Below are 2,539 nucleotides of genomic sequence, written 5' to 3'. Positions count from 1 at the left end.
TGTCAAAGCTGGTTAGAGCTGCGACGCCGCTGGCCCGTTAGAAATGCGACACTGGCTCCGACAATCAGCCCCCGACCGGACCGGCTGGGCCGGGTTGCAAGGGTAGGGAGGGGGCGGGTGATGGAACTCCCTCTTCGGCTTTAGCTTCCTCAGTAGCAATTATCTGGTTGTCAGCTGATAATCGTTTTGCACCTGCATCGGGCGGGTAGGGATCAAAGCGACATGATGCTTCCGGAAATCAAGCTGCATGGTGACGTCGATGTCGCCGCGCTGTCACCACTTCTTCGCGGCATGCTTCTTTCGGTTGCCTATGCTGACGGTGAGGGGGGCATAGGATTGACGGCAACCGGCGCCATGAACCGCAAGTTCGTGCATTGGGCCGCTGTTAACTTCCTCTGGCCCGACTTTACAGCCGAAGATCTCTACAGCATGCACAAGGTGCTCAATGAACGCGACGTACCGCCACTCTGGGTCGTGCGGGACATGACCCGTCATCTGAAGCTGTTGCGTCGGAAAAAGGATGTGCTGCTGCCAACCAAACGCGGCCGGGAGTTTCTGCTGGACCCTAACGCCTTCTTCGATCTGGTCGCCACGGATTATCTCTATTCCTACATCCACGCCGCCGAACGGGAAGAGGAGGTCCAAGCACGGTTACGCTGGTGGCGCATGTTCCTCAATCTTCTCAATATCAAGGCCAGAGAAGGGTGCACGCCATTGCAGATTGTAAAAATCCTCAAGCCACACTTCGCCCCCTTGTCTGAGACCGAAATGACACTGGAAGCCTGGAAACTGAAATCCGATGTCCAATATGGCGTGCTGAGGCGCCTGTGCTGGCTGGGCCTGCTCTACGAGGCACGAGAAGGGCTCACGCTCCTTCAGGATGGATCCTTCCACAAGACGCCACTTTGGTCCGCCTGCCTGCAGCTGGAATCGGATACACAAAGCGACATCGGGGTGCATTGAAACGTCTTATTCCGCCGCCGGCTGCTTCGATAATGCTTTCTCGCGCTTCGCAATCACCGCTGGATCGTTCATGAAATCCGTCCGCCGACCCGGCTTGCGGCCACGCTTCTGATACCCGTTCGCCGTGCTGCCGTCGCGAATGCCGAACATATGATCCGTCTGACCGGTGCGGCGAGGGCCGCCCTTGCTGCGTTGCTGTTCGCGACCAGCCTGCATCTCGGCAACCAGCGACAGCATGTCATCCAGTCGCTTGTTGTCTACGACTTCGGCGCGATGTACCGAGCGTAACGTGTCGAAGGTTCTATAGGGCAGGGCAACGCTCTCGTGCATGATCTCGAGCCGGCCGTCGGGATAATCGCATACGATCACCTTCTGGCCCGCCAATGGCCTGGATATCTCGGTCGGATCGAGAATGAACAGCACCTTGTCGTAACGCAGTGTCAGAGATTGCGACAGGGTGCGGACTTCCTTGCGGCACATGGCGCCATCGAGGTTCTCGTGATCGGCCAACGGCCTGTGCATGTTCTTCGGATTGCGTGGCAGCTTGCCGAAACGTATGTTGAAATCCGCAATGAACTCAGGTGCAAAGGCATTGGCTTCTTCAATCGTGTCGATGCCGCGAAGCCGCATCTCTTTCACTAACCGATCCTGCAGCGTCTGATTGGCACGCTCCACCCGGCCTTTAGCCTGCGGGGTGTTGGCACAAATGATGTCGATGTTTAGCTCATAAAGCGCCCGGCCAAACTGCGTCAGTCCGCTGGTACGGTCCTTCTTCGACGCATGCAGCGAGCGGAAAACGCCGTGCTTGTCGCTGTAAAAAGCCAGCGGCTTGCCCCATTGCTGCAGATAGGCCTTCGTCGCATGCAGATAGTCGAATGTATTCTCCGAGCCAGCAAAGCGTAGATGCAGCAGCTTGCCAGTCGCGTCATCGATATAGACGAGCAGGGCGCATTTGGGCCCACGGTTCTCGAACCACCAGTGATGTGAGCCATCGATCTGCACCAGTTCGCCAAAGCAGTCACGTCGGCCGCGGGGCTGGAAAACCCGTTTCTTGCGTTCCTGGCGCGAGATCCAGATCCCGGCCTCGGTCATCCATTGCCGCAGCGTCTCTTTGGCGACCGAGATCCGGTGCAGCTCGATCAGCTTCTCACGCGCCAGCGTTGGGCCGAAATCCAGATAGCGTTCGCGGATCAAATCCAGCGCCGCATTGCGAAATTCCTCGCTGTGGCGCCGATTGCTCGGCCGTGATCGCTTCTTCGAAACGAGCCCGGCCGGGCCATCCCGGTCATAGGCCTGCAGCAGCCGATGGACCTGACTTCGACTGAGGTCGAGCCGGTCCGCCGCCTGGACGACGCTCAGGCGTTCGTCACGGATCTTCTGGATAAGTTCGAGGCGATGCAATTCTTTCTGCGACATGGTGATCAAAAAGGACATGACGACTCCGACCGCTCATGGTCTCGACCAGGCTGAAGATCGTCATCCTTGCTCCCAACGTTGGCTTTGACCAGTGCGTCGAGAGGCGAGACTGTCGCATCTCTAACTGGCCCAACTGTCGCATTACTAAATAGCCCTTACA

2 protein-coding genes are annotated in these 2,539 nt (G+C 57.9%); one reads left to right on the top strand and one right to left on the bottom strand.

What is annotated here, in order from left to right; translation table 11 throughout:
• Positions 1–225 precede the first annotated feature (225 nt).
• On the top strand, positions 226–963 hold the full coding sequence (locus tag HWX89_RS16400; protein WP_138791573.1) for a hypothetical protein: 738 nt from the start codon (positions 226–228) through the stop codon (positions 961–963).
• 6 nt (positions 964–969) lie between these two features.
• Here the strand turns inward: HWX89_RS16400 and HWX89_RS16395 are convergent, their stop codons facing one another.
• Positions 970–2,397: an ISNCY family transposase gene (locus HWX89_RS16395; RefSeq protein WP_138791572.1), complete on the bottom strand. Its 1,428-nt coding sequence runs from the start codon at positions 2,395–2,397 to the stop codon at positions 970–972.
• Positions 2,398–2,539 lie beyond the last annotated feature (142 nt).

Origin of the sequence: Rhizobium sp. RM, assembly GCF_013390595.1 — a bacterium.
Lineage (GTDB): Bacteria > Pseudomonadota > Alphaproteobacteria > Rhizobiales > Rhizobiaceae > Agrobacterium.
This window is presented reverse-complemented; position numbering and strand designations above follow the sequence as displayed.